Source organism: Micromonospora sp. RHAY321 (assembly GCF_023896955.1).
Lineage (GTDB): Bacteria > Actinomycetota > Actinomycetes > Mycobacteriales > Micromonosporaceae > Micromonospora.
Map to the genome: position 1 here is coordinate 620,981 of NZ_JAMHIW010000003.1, position 22,617 is coordinate 643,597.

Sequence of the window (22,617 nt, forward strand, 5' to 3'; positions counted from 1 at the left end):
TCAGCCGGCCGAGCGGCGGGCGGGGCGGCGGCCGGGCGGTGAGTGTGGCTCCGGCCCGGGGTCGGGCAGCGGTGGCATCGGCCGGACGACCGGCTCGGCACCGGTGACCCGCACCTGCTCACCGTGGTGCCACAGGTCGACCGCGGCGTCGGGGGCGGCGTCGGGCAGCTCGTAGCGGGCCTCGGCGGGAGTCAGCGTGACCCGCAGACGGTGTTCACGCCAGCGCAGGTTGAACGCCAACCGGTCGATCCGCCGGGGCAGCCGGGGGTCGAAGGAGAGCACCCCCCGGTCGTCGCGCAGCCCGCCGAAGCCCTGCACCAGCGCCAGCCACGCCCCGGCCAGCGAGGCCAGGTGCAGCCCGTCGGCGGTCTTGTCGCCCAGGTCCTCCAGGTCCTGGAGCACCGACTCGGCGAACAGGTCGTACGCCAGGTCGAGGTGCCCGACCTCGGCGGCCAGCACGGCCTGCGGGGCGGCCGACAGCGACGAGTCGCGGACCGTGCGGGCCTCGTAGTAGGCCAGGTTGCGGGCCTTCTCGTCGGCGGTGAACTCGCCGGGGCAGTGCTGCATGGCCAGCACGAGGTCGGCCTGTTTGACCACCTGCCTGCGATACAGCTCCAGGTAGGGGTAGTGCAGCAGCAGCGGATAGTCGTCCTCGCCGGTGTTCGCGAAGTCCCACTCCGGCTGCTCGGTGAACCCGGCGGCCTGCTGGTGCACCTCGCGCTCCCGGTCGTACGGGACGAAGACCCCGTCGGCGGCGGCACGCCAGCCCGCCACCTCTGCCGGGTCCACGCCGAGCCGGCCGGCCAGCTCGGGGTGGCGCTCGGCGGCGTCGGCCGCGCCACGCAGATTGCGCCGGGCCATCAGGTTGGTGAAGACGTTGTCGTTGACCAGCGCGGCGTACTCGTCGGGGCCGGTCACGCCGTGCAGGTGGAACGCGCCGTCGTCCGACCAGTGGCCGAAACCGTGCCACAGCCGGGCGGTCTCCACCAGCAGTTCCAATCCCGCCTCGGCGAGGAACTGCTGATCGTCGGTGGCCGCCACGTACCGCAGCACCGCGTCGGCGATGTCGGCGTTGACGTGCAGCGCCGCCGTGCCCGCCGGCCAGTAGCCGGAGCACTCCCGGCCGCCGATGGTCCGCCACGGGAAGGTGGCCCCGCTCAGCCGCAGCTCGGCGGCCCGCTCCCGCGCCTCCGACAGGTGGGCGTGGCGCCAGCGCAGCGCCGAGCGGGTCACCGCCGGAGCAAGGTACGTGAGCACCGGCAGGACGTAGCTCTCGGTGTCCCAGAGCACGTGCCCGTCGTAGCCGTTGCCGGTCAGCCCCTTGGCCGGGATGGTCCGGTCGGAATCCGGGCGGCCGGCCTGGATGAGGTGGAACATCGCGAACCGGACCGCCTGCTGGAGTTCCGGGTCGCCGTCGAGCAGGACGTCGGCGGCCTGCCAGGCCGCGTCGAGCGTGGCGCGCTGGTCGGCGAGCAGCGCCTCGAAGCCGTCCGAGCGGGCCGCGTCCGCCTCGGCGGCCACCAGGTCGGCCAGTTCGCCGGGAGGCGTCCCGTCGACCGACGCGCACTCGTAAGCGGCGAACTTGGTCAGCCGCAGCCGCTCGCCCGGGTGCAGCCGGCCGGTCACGGTCAGCCGTACCCGGTCGGGGGTGCGGTCCCCGGTGGTGGTCACCGTGTCCGGCGCGTCCACCAGGTGGCTGACCGCCACCGCGACGCGTTGGCCGCTGCGCTCGGTGCGGTGCACCAGCACCCCGTCGAGACCGGCCACGCGGTACGTCTCGGCGATCAGCGGATCGGTGAGCACCGAGGCCGCACGGGGGTCGTCCGAGCGCTCCGGCACCCGCTCGTTGGCCAGCAGATCCGAGCAGACCCGGAGTTCGACGGCGGCGTCCAGCGGCTCCACCTCGTACCGGACGGCGGCGACCGGCCGGCGCGGTAGGGACACCAGCCGGGTGCTGCGGATCCGTACCCTCCGCCCCGCCGGGGAGATCCACTCGGTCTCCCGGCGCAGCACGCCGGCACGGAGATCGAGCACCCGTTCGTGGCCGCGCAGCGTCCCGGTCCGGATGTCCAGGGGTTCGTCGTCGACCCAGAGCCGGATCAGCGCGGCGTTCGGGGCGCTGACGATGGTGTCGCTGTCCCGGGGAAACGCGTACCCCTCCTCGGGGTAGCTCAGCTCGCGCCGCTCGTGGAAACCGTTGACGTAGCTGCCCGGCATCCCGCACGGCGCGCCCTCGTCGAGGACGCCGCGCCAGCCGACCCACCCGTTGCCCAACGCGAAGATCGACTCGGTCTCGCCGAGCCGCTCCAGGTCGGCCGCCGTACGCCGGATCCGCCAGATCTCCTCGTCCGCCGTCCCGGCGGCGGGCGGCGGCTGGTCGGTGGTCGAACTGGTGTGCACAGAACCTCCTGCGGGTGCCGACGTCCCTGTCCAGGGAAGCAGAGCCGGCTGTGTGATCCCTGGACGAAGGTCGGGAGGCGGCCCCGACCTTCGACTCCTGCCCTGCCCCGTGGCGCGTTCCTACCCTGTCTCCCAGATGAACAAGGTATGAACATCTGGTGAGGTGATTCATGGTCGACACTGGCAACGTGGATGTTCCGGAGATCAGCGCCGAGTGGTACCGCGACGTCGTCGAGGTCGCCGCCGACAGCCCGCACCCTGTGCAGTGGTTCGTCGGGCACGCCACCGAGGGGGTGATCCTGCTGCTCGGCGCGCTGCTGCTGGTGGCCGCGCTGAGACGCCTGGCCGGCGGCCCGTACGACCGGGCGCTCGCCCTGGTCGCGCCGGTGCCGGCCCTTGTGGCGTACGCGTCCAGCGAGTGGCTCAAGACGGTGGTGGACGAGGACCGCCCCTGCCGGGCGATCGGGTCGGCGATCGTCGCCGGCACCTGCCCACCCCCCGGCGACTGGTCGTTCCCCAGCAACCACGCCACCGTGGCGGGTGCCCTCGCGATCACCACGCTGCTGCTGTCCCGCAGGCTCGGGCTGGTCGCGCTGCCGCTGGCCGCCCTGGCCGCCTTCTCCCGGGTCTTCGTGGGCGTGCACTACCCGCACGACGTGGTCGCGGGCGTGCTGCTCGGCGCCCTGGTCGCCGTGCTGGCCACCCCGCTGCTGGCCCGCCTGGCCGCCGAGGCGCTGCGCCGCCGCGCCGACCGCGTCCGCCGCCCGGTCCCCGACCTGGCCGGCCCACCCGGCCACTGACCCCGCCCAGGGGTCAGGTGGCTGCCAGGAGCGCACCGACGGTGCCGAGCAGCAGGAACGGGCCGAAGGGCAGGTGGGTGGTCCAGCGCGCCCGCCGGGCGGCCAGCAGACCCAGACTGACCAGCGCGGACAGCCCGAACGCGAGCAGCAGGCCGAACACCAGGACCGGCCAGCCGTACCAGCCGAGCAACGCGCCCACGCTGAGCGCCAGCTTGGCGTCGCCCAGCCCGAAGCCACGGCGGCCGAGCAGCAGCGTGGTGGCCGCGAAGAGCAGGGCCAACCCGGCGCCGGCGGTGACGGCGCGCAGCCACGGCCCCGTTTCGGCATCGCCGAGCGTGGCGACGCCGAGCAGCAGCCAGGTCCCGGCCGCCGCCGGCAGGGTGAGCCGGTCCGGCAGCCGGTGCACGGCCAGGTCGACGACGACCGCCGGGATCGTCCAGCCGAGCCACCAGGCCAGCGCCGCCAGCGCTCCGAACGGAGGGCCGACCAGCGCCAGCACGACCGCTGCGGCGAGCACGGCCAGCTCGACCGCGCCGGGTGGCGGCCCGACCCGGGACCGGCAGCCACCGCAGCGACCGGCCGGCCCGAGCGCCGGCCAGGGCCGGGTCAGGCCGATCGGCGCGCCGCAGGCGTCGCAGCGGGTCCGGCTGGCGGTGCCCGGGGATACGGCGTAGCGCAGGGCGGCGAACCGGAGCACCGGGCTGATCGCCAGGATCGCCACCACGGCCGGGAGCGGGAGGCGGCCGGTCACCGTGGCGGCTCCTCCGTCCGGCCGGTTCTCCTGGCCGGGGGCGGTCGCCGAGGGGCCGGTCAGCGCCATGTCGGCCCCGCCGGGCGCCGGGCGTCGGCCGTGAAGGCGAACACGGATCGTGACTGAACGATCGCTTGGGTGTAGCGGATGGCGCGGAAAGCGACCTGCGCGGCCGGCCGTCCGACGGGCCTGCGGACCCGGTGCGGACCGGCCACCGCGCGGGTTGGGGCGGCCCGTCGACCGGCCGCCACCGTCGACCGGATGCCGGGATGGAACCGCGATGTCCCACTCCCGGGACCGACGGACAGGCCGGGTCGACCCCACCCGACCCGGCGTCGTCCGCCCGTCGGCGACCCCTCGGTCGGCAATTGCTCGGAGCGCAGCGCGGACACCCGCCACCACCACCTGTCATCACGCAGAGTGTTCACTTGAATTGCCTCTGTTGCATCGGCGAGCGTCAGCCTATGCTCGCCCCTTGGGTGTGACGCAAGCCTCACCACAACAACCGGACGACACAGGACCTTGCATTTGTAAAAGATCCGTATCGGTGAATGCAGAAGCGCAATGAACGGCTCCGGATGTGCTGATCCGGGCGCGCTTCCGCATGCCCGGCGGCGGTGATCCGTCGCCGCACCGGGCGACCAGGAGGAGGCTCGACGGTGCGCGGACGGCAGCTCAGACGAGCGGCAATCTGCCTGCTGACGGTCGTGGCGGCGGTGTCGGTCACCGGCTGCGGCAGCGGACGGGAGACCGTCGAACGGCCGGCGCCGGCCCCCGGCGACGGGCAACACGCAGATCCGGAGGTCGAACGGCCGGCCGCCGAAAAGGCGGCGCTCGACGCGTACTCCGGTTATCTCGCGGCCTCGCGTACGGCGAGCCGACGCAGTGATCCGCATGCGCCGGAACTGTCCCGGTTCCTCGCCGATCCACTGCTCACTCGGGTCCAATTGTCCATTCGCGAGGCCAAGGAGCACGGCGCCATGCGTACCGGGACCTTGAAGTCCGACCCGACCGTGACCGCGGTCAGCCTCGAGTCGAACCCGGCCACCGTGGACATCCAGGACTGCCTGGACGCGACCGGCTACCGGCTGGTCTACGCCAAGGACCAGCGGGTGGTCCCCGGCAGCGGCGGCGGCCGGCACTTCGCCACCGCCACCGCGACCCGCTATCCCGACGGCCGGTGGCTGATCAACTCCAGCGCGGCGCACCGGGACCAGCCGTGCTGACCTGGGGAGGAAGGGGCGCCCCGGCCCGTACCGCCCGGGCCGGGACGCCCCGCCGGGCGCTCGCCGGGCTCGGCCTCGCGCTGCTGCTGGTGGTCGGCGGAACCCTCCCGGCGGTCGCCGCCCAGCGTGCCGACCCGGGCGGGAACTGCCCGCTCGACCAGCCGGACTGCAGCGTCTGGGACGACGAGCCCGGTACGCCGGGCGGTGGCGGGGACAACGGGGGCGGGGATTCCGGCGGCGGAGACTCCGGCGGCGGTGGAGGCGGCGGCGTCTGCCAGTGGGGCGGGCGGACCATCCCCTGCTACGACGACCTGCTCGGCTGGTTCAACAACGGCGACGGCTGCTACTACAAGGCGACCGAGGGGGAGGTCGATCCTCCCGAGGGTCAGCAGTGGTATCTGCAGACCTGCAACGGCGGCGACGTGGGTGCCCAGGACGTGGTGCTGCGGGACGGGCCGCCACCCGGCTACGGCGCACCGCCGGACCCGGAGGAGCTGGCGCGTCGCGCCCTGGCGTCGATCAAGCTGCTGCCCGCCCGGCTCCGGGTGGCGCCGCGCAAGAGCGTCGGCCCCGGCCTGGTCGGCCTGCCGGTCTGGATGTGGGCGACGCCGAGCGCCAACTACTTCGGCCCGCTGCACGCCTCCGCGTCCGACCGCGACGTGACCGTCTCCATCGAGGCGAAGGTCGACCGGATCGTCTGGGACATGGGCAACGGCGAGACGGTCCCCTGCGACGGCCCCGGCACCCCGTACGACGCGAAGGGCAGTCACGCCGGCCAACCCTCCCCGGACTGCGGCTACGACAAGGGCTACCCGAAGGCCGGCACCTACCGCGTCGGCGCCACCACCTACTGGACGGTGACCTGGCGTGGTGGTGGTGAGAGCGGCGAGATTCCGCAGACCCGGACCAGCGGCACCGTGCCGATCCAGATCAACGAACTCCAGGTGGTGACGCGATGAACGCGAGGAATGAGCGGCTCGGGACGGCGGTGGCCCGGTGAGTCTCGCGACGCGCAACGGGACCGGTCCGGTGGACGCGCCGGTCAGCCCGCCCAAGGTGGTCCGGCAGCGCCGGGTCCGCCCCGGGCTGCTCGGTCTGGCCGTACTCCTGATCGCCCTCGGCGGGCTCGGCTCGGCCTTCGCGGTCACGTCGGTCCGGGCCACCGGCAGCTACCTCGCCGTGGCCCGGCCGGTGCAGGTGGGCGGGGAGATCAGCGCGGCCGACCTGGTCACCGTGCAGGTGGCCGGCGGTCAGGGGTTGCGCCCGGTGCCCTCCGGCAGGCTGGACGAGGTGATCGGCAAGCGGGCCGCCGTGGCGCTGGTCCCGGGCACCCTCCTCACGCTGGGGCAGGTCACCGACGACCCGCTGCTCGGCCCCGGCCAGCAGCAGATCGCGCTCGGCCTGAAGACCGCGCAGGTGCCGGCGCGCGAGTTGCACCCCGGGGACAAGGTCCTCCTGGTCAGCACCCCGGACGACAACGCCACCGAAGGGGCCGCCGCCGGCACCCGGTTCACGGCCGTCGTGATCGACACGGACAACCCGGCGAACGACGACCGGGTGCTGTACCTGGCGCTCGCCGTCCGGGACGTGCCCGCCGTGGTGGCGCTGGCCGCGCAGGAACGGATCGCCGTCGTGCTGACCGAGGCGGCCTGAGCATGGCCATCATCGCGCTGGTGTCCGCGAAGGGTTCGCCCGGCGTCACCACCTCGGCGCTGGCCTGCGCGCTGGCCTGGCACCGACGGCTGGTGCTCGCCGAGTGCGACCCGGCCGGCGGGTCGGTCCTCGCCGGCTACCTGGGTGGCCAGTTGGACGGGCCGCGCGGCATCGGCGAGCTGGCCGTCGGTGAACTGCGCGACGGCGACCTGGAGACCGCGTTCTGGTCCCAGCTCGTCGACCTGGACGCGCCCCGTCGCGAGCGGCTGCTGCTGCCCGGGCTGGTCGACCCGGCGCAGGCCGGCAGCGTCACCCCGCTGTGGCAGCGCTTCGCCGACTACTTCAACGCCCTGGACCGCGGCACCCCGGGCTACGACGTGCTGGTCGACTGTGGCCGGCTGCACGTCACCGGGCCGCCGTGGCCGGTGCTGCGCGCCGCCTCGGTGGTGCTGCTGGTGACCCGGGCCCAACTGCCGGACCTCTCCGGCACCCGGGCGGTGGTCACCGCGATCGAACGGGACTTCGCCGAACACCGGGTGCCGCCGGGCACCCTGCGGCTGCTGCTGGTCGGCGACGGGCACGGGCGGGCCGACATCAGCCGCGCGCTGAAGCTGCCCGTGATCGCCCGGCTGCCGCACGACCCGCGTACCGCCGGAGTGCTCGGCCTGGGCGGGACCGTGCGGGCCGGACGGCCGCTGATGCGCGCGGCGGCCGCGCTGGAGGTGCCGGTCGGCGCGCTGCTCGAGCGGCGGCGGGCCCGGCTGGCCTGGCCGGTGCAGCAGGGGGTGCCGGATGCGGTTTGAGCCGGTCTCCGCCGACCCGCGCCAGCAACCGCCGGACGCCACCTCCACCGTGCCTCCGCTGCCCACACCCGACGGCCGGCACCACCAGTCGGCGCCGACGCCACCACCGGCACCCGGAACCGGCGCGCCGCCGCAGCCGCCGCCGCCCCGACCCCGGATGGACTTCCAGGTGGTCCGGGAGCTGCGCCGGGAGCTGACCGAGCGGCTCGCCCTGTGGCAGCGCGGCCGGGAGTTCACCGTCGACGAGGAGGACACCGAACGGGCACGGCTGGCCGTCGCGGTCGTCGCCGCGTACGCGGACGCGGTCCGCCGGGCCGGCACCCCGATGGCCGCCGGCGAGGAACGCCTGCTGCTCGACCAGGTGACCGCCGAGCTGGTCGGGCTCGGCCGGCTGCAGACGCTGCTGGTCGACGACACCATCGAGGAGGTGCACATCCTCGGCTGCGACCAGGTGCGCATCACCCGGCACGGCGGCGGCGTCGACTGGGCCGAACCGATCGCCGACAGCGACGGCGAGCTGGTGGAGATCCTCCAGGCGGCGGCCCGCCGGGCCGGTGCGACCGAACGGTCCCTGTCGACCGTGAAGCCCACCCTCGACCTGCAACTGCCCGACGGCAGCCGGTTGGCCGCGGTGTTCCTGGTCAGCCACCGCCCGTACGCGGTGATCCGGAAACACAACACCCTGGACGTGAGCCTGGACGACGTGGCCGGCACCCGGGGTGACCTGGACGAGATGATCGACCCGCTGCTGCGCGACTTCCTCCGCGCCGCGATGCGCGCCGGGCTGAACATCATGGTCGCCGGGCTTGCGGGCGCCGGGAAGACCACGATCATCCGGGCGTTGATGAACGAGATCCCGCCCGACGAGCCGTACGTGCTGCTGGAGGAGAGCCGGGAGCTGCTGCCGGCCCGCCGCCGGGAGCGGCACCGGGCGGTGATGAGCTTCGAGGCCCGGGAGGGGCACGGTGAGCGCGGCTTCGACGGCCGGCCGGCCGGCGAGGTGACGATCGCCGACCTGATCCCGCTCTCCCTGCGGATGGGCGTGCTGCGCATCATCGTGGGCGAGGTGCGGTCCCGGGAGATCGTGCCGATGCTCCAGGCGATGACGACCAGCCGGGGTTCGATGTGCACCATCCACGCCCGTAGCTCGGCCGGCGTCGGTGAACGGATCGTCGAGCTGGCGCTGGCCCACGGCCGCGAGATGACCGTCGACCAGGCCCGCCGGATGGCCGGCAACGCCCTCGACCTGATCGTCTACGTCACCGTCGAGGACGAGACCGCGATCGGCGGGCGCAAGCACCGGTTCGTCTCCCATGTGGAGGAGGTGATCGGGGCGGGTGAGGCCGGCCGGATCACCACCACCACCGTCTTCGGGCCGGGCCCCGACGGTCGCGCCGTCCCCCGGCACCTACCGGAGCGGGTCCGCGACCAACTGCTGCGGGTCGGCTACGACGCCCGGCTGCTGACGAGGTGGATCGAGGCCGGCACCGGTGCCTGGCGCCGGCCCCGGCAGACCCGACTGGCCCGGCGGTGACCCGATGACGAACAGCCTCGAGGTGATCGCGGTGGTCTCCGGGGCCGCCTGTGTCGCCGGGCTGCTGCTGGCCGTGGTCGCGCTGGTCGGCACCCGCCGGCCCGCCGCGAAGCCGGGTCCGGGCGCCGGGCCGGGTCTGAGCCGGCTGTGGCGCGGCTCCGGCACCACCCCCGGTGAGCAGCGCGCCCACCAGGCTCTGCTGCTCGCCGCGCTGGCCGCTGGCGCGCTGGCCTTCCTGCTGACCGGGCTGCCCGTCGTGGGTCTGCTGGTGGCCGTCGCGGTGCCCGGCGCGCCGTGGCTGTTCGGCGTGGGTAAGGCCGAGCAGCGGGCGATCGCACGTGTCGAGGCGGTCGGTGAGTGGACGCGCCGACTCAAGGACGTGTCCGGCACGGGGCAGGGCCTGCAACAGGCGATCATCGGGACGCTGGGCAGCGTGCCGCCCGGGATCGAGGACGAGGTGCGGCTGCTCGCCGCCCGGTTGCAGGCCGGCTGGCTCGCCCGTTCCGCGCTGCTGGCGTTCGCCGACGAGATCGGCGACCCGGTCTGCGACCAGGTGGTCGCGGCGCTGATCCTGCACCTCTCCGACCGGGGCGAGCGGCTGGGTGACGTGCTCGGCTCCATCGCCGGAGCGGCGGCCGCGGAGGTGGCCACCCGTCGGGAGATCGAGGCGAAGCGCACGCAGCCCCGGTTCGCGGTCCGCTTCCTGACCGGGATGACCCTGGCGACCCTGGCGTACGGGCTGGTCAACACCGAGTACATCGAGCCGTACGGAACGCCGGTGGGTCAGGTGGTGATGGCCGCTCTCGGTGCCGCCTTCATCGGCCTGCTGGCCTGGGTGCGGTCGATGAGCCAGCCGCGGCGGCCCGCCCGGTTCCTGCCCGCACCCGACCCCCGGGAGGTGGTCGCGTGAGCGCGAGGAGTGCGGCGCAGCGGTGCCCCGCGGTCGCGGACGAAAGGCGGCTCTGGTGATGCTGAACGTGCACCTGGCCGTCGCGGTGTGCGGCGGGGCGGCGATTGGGCTGGGCGTGTTCCTCGTGGTCCGCGAGCTGGTGCCGGCGACTCCCGCGCTCGGGCCCGCGCTGCGCCGGCTGCACCAGCCGCCGGGCACCGGCCGGGTCGCCGCGCCCGCGTCCCGCCGGCTGGACTGGCTGACCGGGATGTCCCGCTGGCTGCGTCCGCCGCACCGGCAGCTCGCCCTGATCGGCCAGACCCCGGAGCAGTACGCCCTGTCGGTGCTGCTCTCCGCGCTGATCGGGCTGGCCACGCCGACCCTGCTCGGCGTGGCGCTGTTCGTGCTCGGCATCTCGTTCCCGCTGGCCGTACCGGTGCTGGGCAGCCTGGGCCTGGCGCTGATGGGCGGCCTGCTGGCGCACCGGGCCGTGCTCACCAAGGCCGACGTCGCCCGGGACGAGTTCCGCCAGGCGGTCTGCACCTACCTGGACCTGGTGGCGTTGCAGCTCTCCGCCGCGCACGGGCCGGTCCAGTCGCTGGAGCGGGCGGCGGCGGTGTGCGACGGCTGGGTGTTCGACCGGATCCAGGAGTCGCTGCGGATCGCCCAGATGCAGATGCACGCGCCCTGGGACGAGCTGCGCGACCTCTCCGACAAGATCGGCATCCCGGAGCTGGGAGACGTCGGAGCGATCATGCGCTCGTCCGGCAGCGAGGGAGCGCAGGTCCACGAGACCCTGCGCAGCCGGGCCGACTCGTTGCGAGACCAGATCCGCACCGACAACCTCGCCCGCGCCGAGGGCGTGACCAGCCGACTCGACATCCCGGGCGCACTGCTCGTCTTCGTGCTGCTCGGCTTCGTCGTCTACCCGTTCATCTCCCGCATCTGATCCGACCCCGAGAAGGAGTACGCCATGTCCCTCATCAGCTACCTGCACGTCGTCATGACGACGCGCCTGGCCGAGCTGCGCCGCGACGGCGAGCGTGGTGACAGCCCCGTCCCGACGGCGGTCATCATCTTCGGTCTGGTCTTCGTCGCCACGGTCGTCACGGGCCTGGCGCTGACCAAGGCCGACGAGTGGATGAGCTCCATCCCGAACCACAAGAACCCCACGAAGTAGCCGGCATGCGCCGAGCCGCTCCCCCGAGGTGGCGCCGGGCGGTCACCACCGCCCGGTGCCGGCTCGCGGCCGGCGACCGGGGTGCCAACCCGGTGGAACTGGCCGTGGTGATGCCGCTGATCCTGGTGCTGCTCTTCGCGTCGCTCCAGGTCGCGGCCGTCTTCCTGGCCCGCTCGACAGCGTTGAACGCCGCCCAGAGCGGGGTCAACGCCGAGCGGGTGTACGACGCGGCGGCTGGCGCCGGCCCGTCCAGCGCCACCCGGTTCCTGAACGCCGCCGGCGGCTGGTTGGTGGGCTGGGAGAAGACCGAACCGAGCTGCGTGACCACCGCCACCGAGGTGACGTGCACGGTGCAGGGCCGGTCCCTGTCGGTGGTGCCCGGCGTGGACTTCCCGGTGCGGCAGACGGCCCACGGGACGGTGGAACGGGTGACCGACCCGTGAGGGGCGACGCCGGGCGGGGCTCGGTCTCCATCGAGGTGGCGGTGCTCGCGCCCGCGTTCATCGCGCTCATGGTGCTGGCCGGCATCGCCGGGCGCAGCGCCGTGGCGGCGGAGGCCCTCGAAGCCGCCGCGCACGACGCGGCCCGCGCCGCCTCGATCTCCCGAGACTCCGACGAGGCCGAGACCGCGGCGCGGGAGGCGGCCCGCCAGCAGCTGGACTGGCGCGGTCTGGCCTGCGCCACCCTGGACCTGACGTTCTCCGGCTCGGTGGCCGGCGAGCCGAAGACCTTCGACGCCGCCTTCCGTAGCTCGGTCGGTCAGGACGCCACGGTCACCGTGGAGATCACCTGCGTGGTGTCCTTCCGGGACATCTCGCTCGACGTGGTGCCCGGCATGCCGACCGGAAACGAGATCACGGCGATATTCACCTCCCCCCTGGACCGCTACCGGAGCCGGCAGTGACCGCCGCCGCGCCGACACTGCGACGTCCGCCCGCCGCGGGCGACCACGGCCGGGTGAGCATCTTCCTGGCCGTGGCGATGACCGGCGTACTGGCCATCGTGGGCCTCTCCTTCGACGGTGCCGGGCAGTTGCGCAGCCTGCAACGCGCCGACAACCTGGCCGCCGAGGCGGCCCGGGCTGGCGGTCAGGCCATCGACCGGGCCACCGCGATCGAGGGTGGACCGAAGCGGATCGACCAGCCGCAGGCGCGCGTGGCGGTCGCCGACTACCTGACCTCCGCCGGCACCTCCGGGCACGACGTGAGCTTCCCGGTGGTCGGCGACGAAACCATGATCCGGGTACGCGTCACGATCACCTACCGCCGGTCGATGCTCGGGCTGTTCGGCTTCACCGACACGGTCACCGTCACCGGCGAGGCGACCGCGCGGGCCATCACGGCAGGACCGTAGGAAGGAAGGCAGCCATGCCCGTATCGGGTAGGTCCGTCGTACGGCGGACCGGACGCGTCCTCACCGGCGTCGGTGCGCTGGTCGTGCTCTGCGCACTGCTGGCCGGCGCGCCGGTCGCGCTGCTCGCCTTCGCCGGCAATCCCCTGCCCGACCATCTGCCCACGATCGCGGAGGTGGGCACCGCGTTGACCACCCGGGACGACGGTCAACTCTTCCTGCGGGCGCTGGCGCTGGCGGGCTGGTTCGGCTGGGCCACGTTCGCCTTCTCGGTGCTGGTCGAGCTGGGCGCGCAGACGCTGCGCCGGCCGGCGCCGAAACTGCCCGGGATGAGCCGGCAGCAGAAGGCCGCCGCCGCGCTGGTCGGCTCGGTCGCGCTCATCCTCGCCGCCAGCCCGGCCGCCGCCAGCGCCGCGGCGGTCTACGCCGACCCGGGGTACGCCGCCCCGACCGTCGCCACCCTGGCCGCGCCGGCGTCGAACCCGTCGGCGGGTATGACCGGGGCGCCGCTCGGGCGGGTCGCGCCGGGCGGGGGTGACGGGGCCGCTCCGGTGTACCGGGTGGCGAAGGGGGACTATCTCGGTGAGGTGGCCGAGCGCTACCTGGACGAGTTCACCGACTACCGGCGGCTCGCCGAGCTGAACCGGCTGGACGACCCGGACCGGATCCGCCCCGGCCAGTTGCTGCGGCTGCCCGGGGAGGCCGCGGACCAGGGCGTTCGTGCACACGCCACCGGGAAACTCGTCGGCCAGCCTGCCAGACCCGAACCGCCGGCTCCTCGGCCGGCACCCGAGCGGACCGCACCGGAGGCCGCAGCACCCACCGGTACGGAGCCGGCGGGCCAGGCACCCACGATGACCGTCGGCGCGGCGCGGGCCGGCGCCACCGACCGGGTGAACCGACCGCTGGCAGTCTCCGCCGTGCTGGCCGCCGCGAGCATCGTCGGCGCCCAGATCGGCGCGGTGCTCGGCCTGCGCCGCCGCCCGGCCCCCGCCGGTGCGGCTCCCCGGCTGGCCGCGTCCAGCCGCACACCCCGGCGCGGGGCGAGCGGCCGCCGCGGCAGCTCGACCGCGAGCAGCTTGGGGCGGAGCGGAAGCCTGGGTCGGAGCGGCAGCGGTGCCGCCTGGGCCGCCAGCCGCGCGGCGGCGGCCATCGAGGCATCCGCGCCAACCGCTGGCACGGCGTCCGGCTGGCCCAGCGACGGCACGGCGTCCGTCGGCGCACCGGGACCCAGGAGCGACAGTGCCGGAGCTACCGGTGCGGCAGCGTGGGACGACGACGGACCTCAGGGCGGTCGACACCGGCGCGGCTGAGCCGGGACCGGCACCGGCAGGCGCGCGGGAGCGGATGGTCCGGAGATCGCCGCGCGTCGGAACCGGTCAGGGGACGCGGGTCTGGAGCACGCCGTTGAGGATCCGCGTGGGCAGGATCTGCTGGTCGTTGCCGGAGGGCCCCTGCACGACCTCGCCGCCGTTGAGCCGGAACGCGCTGCCGTGCCACGGGCAGACCACGCAGGCGTGGCCGCCGATCTCCTGGACCTCGCCCTCGCCGAGCGGCCCGCTCTGGTGGGGGCAGCGCTCCAGCATGACGGTCACCTCGTCGCCGTGCCGGTAGAGGATCACCGAGACGTCGTCCACCTCGCGGGTCACCAGCGTGCGCTGCGGCAGGGCCGACATGTCGACCAGGGAGTGCCAACCGTCGCTCATCCGGCGCAGCTCGGAGATGCTCTGGTTGACCTGCGCCCCCTGCTTGTAGGCCAGGTGCCCGCCGATGTAGGCCCCGAGGCTCGCGGCGGACAGCCCGAGGAAGCCGAGAGCGCGGCCCATGTTGTGCCGGCCGGAGAGCCGCGCGGCCAGCGAGCCGGCGTAGAGGGTCAGGCCAATGCTGTTGGCGGCGGCGTGCACCAGCCCGACGCGCCGCTGGTCGGGGGCGAGGGCCGCCCAGTCGTTCAGGCCGACGATCGCCGCCGGCACGGCGCTGACGGTGCCCAGCCCGATCAGCGCGGTGGCCGCCCGGCGCTGCCCGGGCATCAGATCCAGCACCGCCGCGCTGATCCAGGAGCCCACCGGCACCTGCACCATCGCCGGGTGCAGGGGATGGCCCAGCGGCACCCCGTGCAGGAGGTCGCGTAGCCGCCGCGGACGCAGCGTGCCCAGCACCACCCGTTGCAGCCGGTCACCCACCCGGTCCAGCCGGGACGCCTGCTCGATCTTCGTCAGGATCTCTCGCACGAGTACCGACTTCCCGGCGAACGCCGTCGCAAACCGGTCGGCGGTGACGGACCTGTAGCAACCCGTGCGGATGATCGGGTGGGTGCGCTCCGGCACTCCGCCGGGCACGATGGGCCGATGGGAGTACGGGTGGAGCGCGCCGGGCCGGTGACGACGGTGATCCTGGACCGGCCGGCGGCCCGCAACGCCGTAGACGGGCCGACGGCGCGGGCAATGGCCGACGCGTTCCGGGCGTTCGAGGCGGACGCGGACGCGGCGGTGGCCGTGCTCTGGGGAGCCGGTGGCACGTTCTGCGCCGGCGCCGACCTCAAGGCGATCGGCACCCCCAGCGGCAACCGGGTCGAGCCGGAGGGGGACGGCCCGATGGGTCCCACCCGGATGACGCTGGGCAAGCCGGTGATCGCGGCGATCTCCGGGTACGCGGTGGCCGGTGGGCTGGAGCTGGCGCTCTGGTGTGACCTGCGGGTCGCCGAGTCCGACGCGACGCTCGGGGTGTTCTGCCGCCGCTGGGGCGTGCCGCTGATCGACGGTGGCACCGTCCGGCTGCCCCGGTTGATCGGCGAGAGCCGGGCGCTGGACCTGATCCTCACCGGCCGGCCCGTGGCGGCGGACGAGGCGTACTCGATGGGGTTGGTCAACCGGCTGGTGCCGCCCGGTCAGGCGCGGGCGGCGGCCGAGGAACTGGCGGCGGAGATCGCCCGGCATCCGCAGACCTGCCTGCGCAACGACCGGGCGGCGGTCCTGGCCGGCGCTGGTCGACCCGAGGAGGAGGCCCTGGCGACCGAGCTGGCGTACGGGATGGGCTCGCTGACCACCGACGCGGCCGCCGGGGCGGCCCGGTTCGCCGCCGGTGCCGGCCGGCACGGCGCGCCGGCGGGGTGACCGAGGCTCGACAGCGACGGCCGGGCGGCGCGGCCACTCCGGTTGAGTGGCCGCACCGCCCGGGAGATCAGCCGCCCGTCAGGGCGACCGGGTGGGTCAGTTGCGGTTGATGGTGAACGTCGAGGTGGGGTTCTGGATGTCCACCGCGTTGTTGCTCAGCCGCAGGTTGTTGAAGGTGACCGACCCGACGGCCGGACCCTGCCCGGCCTCCGGCATCGGGTTGGCCCAGATCGCGAAGCCGGACTTCGCGTCGTAGGCGTCACCGCTCTTCCGGGCGCCGCTGATGGAGATGTTGGTGAAGATCGTGTCGGTGATCGGGAACTGCGGCTGCCCGCCGACGTAGTTGGTCTGGAACATGATGCCGCTGTAGGTCGGGTCGACGATGTCCACGTCGCTGACCCGGATGCCCTGGAACACCTTCGAGGCGGAGAACACCCAGATCGCCGGGAAGGTCTGTGAGCCCCAGAAGTGCCCACCGGCCCGCACGATCGAGATGTTCTCGAACCGGGTGGGCGGGTTGGCGCCGAAGCCGTTCATCGGGTAGCCGAAGTCGAGCGAGCTGATGGTGATGCCCGAGTAGACCAGCGTGTCCGCGATGTAGATGTTGCGGAACGTGTTGCCGTAGCCGCCGTACACGGCGACACCGGCGGCCCGCCAGGTCAGGGTCGAGGTGAGGTTCTCGTAGACGTTGTCCTTCATGTCGGCGCCGCCCGCGTCGATCGCCGAGAACAGCGCGAAGCTGTCGTCGCCGGTGGCCCGGGCGTCGTTGTTGCTGACCAGGTTGTTGGTGCTCCCGTTGGTCATGTTGATGCCGTCGGCGAACATGTTCCGGATCCGGGAGTTCTTGATCGTCATGTAGTCGGTGTTCGCGCCCCAGTAGAGGCACACCATGTGTTCGTTCCAGATGTTGTCGATCACGATGTTCGACACGTTGGAGAAGTCGAACACCTTGCCCGGGCCGTCGATCCGTGAGGTGTAGTTGCCGAAGTACGCGAAGTTCTTGAACGACGAGTTGGCCGCCGAGTTCTCGGCCCGGAAGCCGATGTCGGTGTTGTCCTGGCCGGACGGCGCGTTGAACCGGGTGTACCAGGGGCCGGCGCCGGTCACCTGGACCGCCTTGCCGTACACCTGGAACTTCGACGAGGTCGAGTAGTTGCCCGCCGGCAGGTAGACCCCGATCAGGTTGCCGGTGGTGTCCATCCGCACCCGGTCCAGGGCGTTCTGCACGTCCTGGTGGGTGAAGCCGGTCGGCGTGGTGTAGCGGGCCGGGTCCGGGTTGGCGATCGGCGACACCTGCTCGGTGTTGATGAAGTCGATCGCGTACGTGGTGGTGTTGGCCGGGTCCTTCTGGAGGCGGATCTTGCTGCCGGCCGGCACCGTCGAGTTGAGCATGACGTTGGCCTCGTCGTAGATGTGCCGCGGTCCGCCCGCGCTCGGCGAGTTGCCCGGGCTGGTCTCGTTGCCGTAGAGCCAGGCGTACCGGGACGTCAGGTCGATGGCCTTGTGGAACGTGCCGTTGACGTAGACGTTCAGCGTCGAGTTGATCCCGCCGCCACCCGGGGCGTCCGGGATGGAGAAGCGGGTGACCAGGGTGTTGGTGCTGGCCCGGGTGGTGAACTCGACGTAGCTACCGGTCGAGTTGAGCGTCACCGCCCGCCGGCCGGACGCCTCACCGGCCAGGTCGCCGACGGTCCGGTTCGGTCCGACGACGCTGGCGCCGCCGCCGACCACGCCGTCCTCGGCCTCGTACATGTCGTACGGCATGTTGGCGCCGCGCCCGACGAACAGCGGGCGGTCGCTGGTGTTGTTGGCCTGCTTGACCGGCAGCTCGTTGCCGTCGGCGGCGAGCACCACCCGGACGGTGTACTTGCCGTTCGCGGCGGTCCAGGTGCCCATCGTGACCGGGCCGACGGTGGCCCCGGCGTTGATCACACCGGAGTACGAGCCGGTCAGGGTGCGGACGACGGTGCCGGCGTCGTTGAGCACCGTGAGCGTGATGCCGTGCGCGCCGGAGGCGGAGGCCACCGTGCCGGCGTTGCGCACCGACACCGAGAAGGTGACCGTGTTGCCGGCCGAGGGGTTGCCCGGTGACCAGCCGACCGCCGAGGCGACCAGGTCGGAGGTGGCGACCGCGCTGACCACCAGCGGGCTGGGGTTGGTGTAGCTGTTGTTGGTGTCGTCCTGCTCGACGACGGTGTTGTTCTCGTCCACCTTCGCGCTGAGCGGGTAGCTGCCCGCGTCGCGGGTTCCGATGGTGGCGGTGACGGTGGTCGAGGCGCCGGCCGCCAGGCCGCCGACCGACGCGGTGCCGACGCGGGTGGCACCGAGGTAGAAGTTGACGTTGGTGGCGCCGGAGGCCGCCGAGCCGGCGTTACGCACGGTCGCCGAGAGCGTGATGGTGCTCGTCTCGACGGGCGCGGACGGGCTGAACGACATGCCGGTGACGGTCAGGTCCGGGTTCGGCGCCGGGGTGCCGATGACCTGGAACTCGGCCACCTGGCCGGCGGGGGCACCGGTGTTCGAGGCGATCGAGAGCCGTACGTCGGCGGCCGCACCGGAGACCGGGATGGTCACCGTGTTGCCGCTGCCCGGGCTGAAGTTGTAGTTCGCCGCGCCGACGAGCGTGGTGAACGTCGAGGAGTTCTGGTCCCGGCCGAGCACGGTGATGTTCTGTGTACGCGCACCCCAGGCCGAGTCCGGGTTCAGCTTCACCACGATCTGGCTGAGGCTGGCGTTCGCCCCGAGCTGCACGGTCAGGGTGCTCGGGTTGCCGTTGCCCTCCCAGTAGGTGGCCACGTTGTTGTCATTGGCGTTGGTGGCCACGAACGTGTGCACGTACCCGGAGGCGGTGATCGGCTTGCCGACCGCCAGGTTGGTGCCGACCGGCGGGTTGCCGGTGCCGGTCCGGGTCACGCTGTTGCTGTTCGCCGACTGGTTGCCGGCCGCGTCCTTGGCCCGGACGTAGTAGGAGACCGTGGCGCTGTCGGGCTGGCTGTCGGTGTACGTCAGGGTCGAGCTGTTGACGCTGCCGCGCAGCCCGCCGTTGGCGTAGATGTCGTAACCGGACACCCCGACGTTGTCCGTGGAGGCGGACCAGGCGAGGCGGATCTGCCCGCTGGCGGGCTGGGTGTACGACAGGTTGCCCGGCACGCTGGGGGCCTGAGTGTCGGGGCTGCCGGCGGCGCCGTACACCTCGACCTCGGAGAGTTGGGCGGCCGGCCAGCCGGTGTTGCCGGTGACCTGCACCCGTACGTAGCGGGTGCTCGCCGCGGTGAAGGTGACGGTCGCGGTGTTGCCGGTGGCCGGGTTGAAGGTGTAGCCGGCGGACGCCTTCAGGGTGGTGAAGGTCGAGCCGTTGGTGGAGCCGAGCACCGACAGCGTCTGGGTGCGCGTCTGCCAGGCCGACGCCGGCGGCAACTTCAGCACCACCCGGTCCACGCTGACCGTGGCACCGAGGTCCGCCTGGATCCACTGCGGGAACGCGTTGTTGGCGCTCTCCCAGTAGGTGTCGGCGTTGCCGTCGTTGGCGTTGCCCGCCACGTAGTTCTGGTTGTAGCTGCTGGCGGTCATCGTGGCGGACAGCCCGGCGAGCATGGCGACGCGGGCAGCGGCCGCCGACGGGTCCGCCACCGGTGCGGCGGAGGCGGGGGTCACGGCCGGGACGGAGGTCAGGAGCAGCCCGGCCAGCACGCCGGCGATCAGCCGCCGGTGGCCGGTGCGGGTGGTTCGGGCAGCGGGATCGAGTGCGCCGGTCGGCGGGGTGCCTCGTCTGGTGCGGAATCTGGACATGGTGTCGCTACACCTCTTTCGGGGGTGGTGTGGGGTGCGTTGCCCGGTGACGGGTGCAGGGGTACGCCCGTCGTGCCGCGACAGGTGGGGGACGGTGCGGTGGAGGGACGGGGGATCAGTCCGGCCCGGGGCTGCGCTGCTCCGGACCGCACGGCCGGTGGCCCCCGCCCGTCCGGGCGGGGGCCACCGGCCTAGCTGGAATAGACCTCGAACTCGCTGAGCTGACCGGCGGGCCAGCCGGTGTTGCCGGTGACGGTCAGCCGCAGGTACCGCTGGCTGGTCGCCGCGAAGGTCACGGTGACCGTGTTGCCGCTGGCCGGGTTGAAGGTGTAGCCGGCAGACGGCTTCAGGGTGGTGAAGGTCGAGCCGTTGGTGGAGCCGAGCACCGACAGCGTCTGGGTGCGCGTCTGCCAGGCCGACGCCGGCGGCAGCTTCAGGACGACCCGGGACACCGTCCGGTCGACGCCCAGGTCCACGGTCAGCGACTGCGGGAAGGCGTTGTTGGCGCTCTCCCAGTAGGTGCCCGCGTTGCCGTCGACGGCGTTCGGCGCGGCGTACACCTCGGAGTGGCTGGTCTCGGTGACCGGCCGCCCGGCCGCCAGGTTGCCGGTGGGCGGCGGCGTGGTCGGTGGCGGCGTCGTCGGGGGCGGGGTGGTGGGCGTGCCGCCGTACACCTCGACCTCGGAGAGCTGGGCCGCCGGCCAGCCGGTGTTGCCGGTGACGCTGACCCGGATGAAGCGGCGGTCGCCGGCGGGCAGGCCGATCGACACGGCGTTGCCCGCCCCGGGGTCGAAGACCCGGCCGGCGGACGCCGCGAGGGTGGCGTACGACGACCCGTCGGTGGAGGCGAGGACGGACAGGGTCTGTGTACGTCGTTCCCAGCCGGCGGGGAGTTTGAGCACCACCCGGTCGACCGGGCGGGCCGAGCCCAGGTCGACGGTCACGGTCTGCGGGAAGGCGTTGTTGGCGCTCTCCCAGTAGGTGCCCGCGTTGCCGTCCACCGCGTTGGTCGCCGTGTAGGTCTGGTTGGTGCTGGTCGCGGTCGCCGGCCGGTTCAGTGCCAGGTTCCCGCCCGTGGGCGGCGGCGTCGTCGGCGGCGGAGTGGTGGGTGGCGGAGTCGTCGGCGGCGGGGTGGTGGGTCCACCGCCCCACTGCGGGGCCGGCCACGGGCCGCAGTACGGGGTCGGGGTGTACCAGCCGGAGTTGCCGGCGCCCTGGGTGATCTGGAAGCCGCCGCCGACGCAGTTGTGCATCGGGTTGCTCTGCGCGATGTTGGTGGCTCGCACTCCTGTGAACGACACCTGGCTGGGGGCCTGCACCTGGAGCGCGTACGTGCCGGCGCCGTCGATCCGCACGTTGCTCAGGTTGATGCCGCTGGTCTGGCCCTCGATCCAGTGCAGCGCCGCGTAGGAGCTGTCCAGGATGTCGGTGTCGGTGATGTTGATGGTGGCCTGCTGGAACGCCTCGTTCAGTGCGGAGAACCAGATCGCCCCCACGCCGAAGTTCCAGTTGTAGTCCGAGTTGCCGTTGCGGATCAACGTGTTCCGGGCGATCGTCCAGGTGCCCCGGACCGCGGTGTCGCCCTGCACCCCCGGGTAGCGGTTGGCGACGTGGATGCCGCCGCCGTTGGTCAGCGAGTCGGCCGTCACGTTGTCGGTGATCTTGATGTCCCGACCGCCGTAGCTGACCAGGTGGTTCGCCAGCAGGGTCACCCCGATGGTGTTGCGCGTGAAGGAGTTGTTGACGTTCGGCACGTTCTGCGCCCACATCGCCAACGCGTCGTCGCCGGTGTTGCGGACGAACGTGTTGGTGACCGTCGAGTTGGTCACGCCGGTGTGGAAGTTCACCCCGTCCGCGGTCTGGTCCAAGATCCGGCTGTTGCGGATGGTGAAGTTGTCCATCGGGCCGTCCATCCACGCCCCGACCTTGGTGTTCTCCAGCCAGAGGTTGTCCACCACCGAGTTGGTCATCGCCCCGCCCAGGGCGTTGACCTGGTCCTCGTCCACCCGCTCCCGGATGTCGCCGATGATGGCGAAGTCCCGCAGGGTGACGTTGCGGCTCGGACCACCGGCCTCGTGCGGGCGGACCCCTCCCGTGTAGCCACCGCCGGGGACGTACTTGCCGTAGATGCCGGCGGCCCGCTTACGGTCGGTGGGGTGCCGGCCGCCGAGCACCGAATACCACGGGCCGGCGCCGCGCAGGGTCACCCCGTCGACCACCACGTGGTCCCAGAGGGTGAAGGTGCCGGTCGGGATCCAGACCGCCCGACCCTGGGCCTTCCCGGCGTCGACCGCCGCCTGGAACTTCGCCGTCGAGTCGGTGGCGCCGCTCGGGTCGGCGCCGAAGTCCGTGACCACGTCCAGCACACCGGCGGGCTTGTCGATCGGCCCGCCGACCAGCTCGAAGTCGGCCAGGTCGATGGTGAAGCTGGGTGACTGGGCGGTCGAGGAGACCTGCAACCGGACCTTCGTACCGGCCGGGTAGGTGCTGCCGAACAACGCCCGCGTCTCGTCGTAGAAGTGGTGCGGGTTGGTGTCGCCCGGGTTGTTGTTGAACGGGTATCCGCCGTAGTACCAGCCGTACCGCGAGGTCACCGGGACCGACTTCACCAGGTTGCCGTTGGCCCGCAGGTCGATGGAGGCGTCCCGGCCGGTGCCGGCGGGGCTGTCCGGCAGGCTGTGCCTGAAGGTCACCGCGTTCGCGGGGGCGGTGAGGGTGAACTCGACGTACTCGCCGACGGCGTCGAGGGTGACCGCCTCCCGGCCGGACGCCTCGGACGGCAGCGTGCCGTAGCGCCGGTCCGGGCCGATCTTCGTGCCGTTGTGGGCGGCCTTCTCCGCCTCCTGCTCGATGAACGGGACGGTGGCCCCCCGACCGGGAATGTCGAAGGGGGACAGCCCGGCTGCCGAGGCCGGGGTTGCGGTGCCGGTGACCGCGAGGGCGGTCAGCGATGTCGCGACGAGCAGGGTGGCGGCGATGGCGGCCAACCCTGCCCGGGTCGGGTGTCGGAGGTGGTGCGGGGTGCCGGTGGTGTGGTTGGCCATGAGCTGCGCTCTCCCTTTCGTCAGGCAGGCCAGATCCCCCCGTGTCCGTGCGGCGTGGCGTGTCCCCCTCGTTCCCTCCTTCCTC

General features: G+C 73.0%; 17 protein-coding genes and 2 pseudogenes. 14 read left to right on the top strand and 5 right to left on the bottom strand.

Features of this window, described 5'->3' with window-relative positions:
- A complete protein-coding gene (locus M8C17_RS11025) occupies positions 1–2,400 on the bottom strand; it encodes a glycoside hydrolase family 65 protein (protein ID WP_252416301.1) in 2,400 nt (799 codons plus the stop codon).
- A 170-nt stretch (positions 2,401–2,570) separates the two neighbouring features.
- Here M8C17_RS11025 and M8C17_RS11030 point away from each other — a divergent pair, with 170 nt between their 5' ends.
- Positions 2,571–3,200 (top strand): phosphatase PAP2 family protein, encoded by a 630-nt coding sequence (locus tag M8C17_RS11030; protein WP_252416302.1) that lies wholly within the window; start codon positions 2,571–2,573, stop codon positions 3,198–3,200.
- 13 nt (positions 3,201–3,213) lie between these two features.
- On the opposite strand, the gene M8C17_RS11035 is transcribed toward M8C17_RS11030, so the two are convergent.
- The gene (locus M8C17_RS11035) at positions 3,214–4,020 is read right to left on the bottom strand and encodes an A24 family peptidase (RefSeq protein WP_252416303.1); all 807 of its coding nucleotides are present in this window, start codon (positions 4,018–4,020) and stop codon (positions 3,214–3,216) included.
- 620 nt (positions 4,021–4,640) lie between these two features.
- Between M8C17_RS11035 and M8C17_RS11040 the strand changes: the two genes are divergently transcribed.
- The 12 genes and pseudogenes from M8C17_RS11040 to M8C17_RS11095 form a co-directional block, all read left to right on the top strand.
- Entirely contained in the window at positions 4,641–5,177 is a 537-nt protein-coding gene (locus tag M8C17_RS11040; protein WP_374558047.1) for a hypothetical protein, read from the top strand.
- Complete coding sequence (locus M8C17_RS11045) at positions 5,171–6,136, top strand: hypothetical protein (protein ID WP_252416355.1); 966 nt, start codon at positions 5,171–5,173, stop codon at positions 6,134–6,136. Before M8C17_RS11040 ends, M8C17_RS11045 begins: the two co-directional genes overlap by 7 nt.
- A 37-nt stretch (positions 6,137–6,173) precedes the next feature.
- Positions 6,174–6,830, top strand: a complete 657-nt coding sequence (locus M8C17_RS11050; protein WP_252416305.1) for an SAF domain-containing protein — start codon at positions 6,174–6,176, stop codon at positions 6,828–6,830.
- A 2-nt stretch (positions 6,831–6,832) separates the two neighbouring features.
- Positions 6,833–7,633 (top strand): ParA family protein, encoded by an 801-nt coding sequence (locus tag M8C17_RS11055; protein ID WP_252416306.1) that lies wholly within the window; start codon positions 6,833–6,835, stop codon positions 7,631–7,633.
- Entirely contained in the window at positions 7,623–9,167 is a 1,545-nt protein-coding gene (locus tag M8C17_RS11060) for a CpaF family protein (RefSeq protein ID WP_252416307.1), read from the top strand. Before M8C17_RS11055 ends, M8C17_RS11060 begins: the two co-directional genes overlap by 11 nt.
- Positions 9,128–10,077 (top strand): annotated as a pseudogene (locus M8C17_RS11065) (type II secretion system F family protein). The gene M8C17_RS11060 and the pseudogene M8C17_RS11065 overlap by 40 nt, the downstream one beginning before the upstream one ends.
- 58 nt (positions 10,078–10,135) lie before the next feature.
- Positions 10,136–11,005 (top strand): type II secretion system F family protein, encoded by an 870-nt coding sequence (locus tag M8C17_RS11070; RefSeq protein ID WP_252416356.1) that lies wholly within the window; start codon positions 10,136–10,138, stop codon positions 11,003–11,005.
- A gap of 24 nt (positions 11,006–11,029) precedes the next feature.
- Positions 11,030–11,236 carry a hypothetical protein gene (locus tag M8C17_RS11075; protein ID WP_252416309.1) on the top strand — a complete coding sequence of 69 codons (207 nt, stop codon included), beginning with the start codon at positions 11,030–11,032 and terminating at the stop codon, positions 11,234–11,236.
- A 5-nt stretch (positions 11,237–11,241) separates the two neighbouring features.
- On the top strand, positions 11,242–11,679 hold the full coding sequence (locus M8C17_RS11080; protein ID WP_252416310.1) for a TadE family protein: 438 nt from the start codon (positions 11,242–11,244) through the stop codon (positions 11,677–11,679).
- On the top strand, positions 11,676–12,140 hold the full coding sequence (locus M8C17_RS11085) for a TadE/TadG family type IV pilus assembly protein (protein WP_252416311.1): 465 nt from the start codon (positions 11,676–11,678) through the stop codon (positions 12,138–12,140). The genes M8C17_RS11080 and M8C17_RS11085 overlap by 4 nt, the downstream gene beginning before the upstream one ends.
- 77 nt (positions 12,141–12,217) lie before the next feature.
- Positions 12,218–12,589 (top strand): hypothetical protein, encoded by a 372-nt coding sequence (locus M8C17_RS11090; RefSeq protein WP_252416357.1) that lies wholly within the window; start codon positions 12,218–12,220, stop codon positions 12,587–12,589.
- Positions 12,590–12,603: 14 nt separating this feature from the next.
- A pseudogene (locus tag M8C17_RS11095) lies at positions 12,604–13,587 on the top strand (LysM peptidoglycan-binding domain-containing protein); the annotation flags it as partial.
- Positions 13,588–13,965: 378 nt separating this feature from the next.
- Here the strand turns inward: M8C17_RS11095 and M8C17_RS11100 are convergent.
- Complete coding sequence (locus M8C17_RS11100) at positions 13,966–14,817, bottom strand: Rieske 2Fe-2S domain-containing protein (RefSeq protein WP_252416312.1); 852 nt, start codon at positions 14,815–14,817, stop codon at positions 13,966–13,968.
- A 117-nt stretch (positions 14,818–14,934) separates the two neighbouring features.
- Here M8C17_RS11100 and M8C17_RS11105 point away from each other — a divergent pair, with 117 nt between their 5' ends.
- On the top strand, positions 14,935–15,699 hold the full coding sequence (locus M8C17_RS11105) for a crotonase/enoyl-CoA hydratase family protein (protein WP_252416313.1): 765 nt from the start codon (positions 14,935–14,937) through the stop codon (positions 15,697–15,699).
- A 96-nt stretch (positions 15,700–15,795) separates the two neighbouring features.
- Here the strand turns inward: M8C17_RS11105 and M8C17_RS11110 are convergent, their stop codons facing one another.
- Positions 15,796–19,488, bottom strand: coding sequence for a discoidin domain-containing protein (locus M8C17_RS11110; protein ID WP_252416314.1), 3,693 nt, complete (start codon positions 19,486–19,488; stop codon positions 15,796–15,798).
- 191 nt (positions 19,489–19,679) lie between these two features.
- Positions 19,680–22,532, bottom strand: coding sequence for a discoidin domain-containing protein (locus tag M8C17_RS11115; protein ID WP_252416315.1), 2,853 nt, complete (start codon positions 22,530–22,532; stop codon positions 19,680–19,682).
- Between the last annotated feature and the right edge of the window lie 85 nt (positions 22,533–22,617).